At 68.6% G+C, this 1,016-nt stretch carries 1 protein-coding gene; it reads right to left on the reverse strand.

Annotation, left to right across the window (positions count from 1 at the left end; translation table 11 throughout):
• A partial coding sequence (gene hemA, locus FHG71_RS23300; protein WP_139084184.1) for a 5-aminolevulinate synthase occupies window positions 1-1,016 on the reverse strand: 1,016 nt, incomplete at both ends.

Raw genomic sequence — 1,016 nt, forward strand, 5'->3', positions numbered from 1 at the left:
GGAAGTTGATGGGCTGCACGTAGATGCCGTGATCGGCCAGCAGCCGGTCCGAGATGATCTTGGTGTGCTTGGGGTCGCCCACGATCAGCGGCACGATGTGGCTGCCGTGGTCGATGATCGGCAGCCCCAGGCCCTTGAGCCGCAGCTTCAGGATCCTGGCCTGCGTCTGGTGCCGGTCGCGCAGCGCCTGGTCGCCCTTCAGGTGCGCCACGGAGGCCGCGGCGCCCGCCGCGATGACGGGGGGCAGCGAGGTCGTGAAGATGAAGCCCGGCGCATAGGAGCGGATGGCGTCGCACATCTTGTCGCTCGCGGCGATGTAGCCGCCCATCACGCCGAAGGCCTTGCCCAGCGTGCCGTTGATGATGTCGATCCGGCCCATGAGCCCCAGCGCCTCGGCCACGCCGCCGCCGCGCGGGCCGTACATGCCCACCGCGTGCACCTCGTCGAGGTAGGTCAGCGCACCGAACTCCTCCGCGAGTTCCACGATCTCGCGGATGGGCCCGAAGTCGCCGTCCATCGAATAGACCGACTCGAAGGCGATCAGCTTGGGCGCGGCCGGGTCGTCGGCCTCCAGGAGCTGGCGCAGGTGCGCCACGTCGTTGTGCCGGAAGATGCGCTTGATCCCGCCCCCGCGCCGGATGCCCTCGATCATGGACGCGTGGTTCAGCTCGTCGGAATAGATGATGAGGCCGGGGAACAGCACCTTCAGCGTCGACAGCGTCGCGTCGTTGGCGATGTAGGCCGAGGTGAACAGCAGCGCCGCCTCCTTGCCGTGCAGGTCCGCGAGCTCCGCCTCCAGCCGCTTGTGGTAGACCGTGGTCCCCGAGATGTTGCGCGTGCCCCCGGACCCCGCGCCCACCGCGTCCAGCGCCTCGTGCATCGCGTTCAGCACCACGGGATGCTGGCCCATGCCCAGGTAGTCGTTGCCGCACCAGACGGTGATCTTCTGCTCGGTGCCGTCGGGCCGGTGCCAGACGGCGTGGGGGAAATGGCCCTTGTCGCGCGCGATGTCGATA

Source organism: Rubellimicrobium roseum (assembly GCF_006152145.1).
Taxonomy (GTDB): Bacteria; Pseudomonadota; Alphaproteobacteria; order Rhodobacterales; family Rhodobacteraceae; genus Rubellimicrobium; species Rubellimicrobium roseum.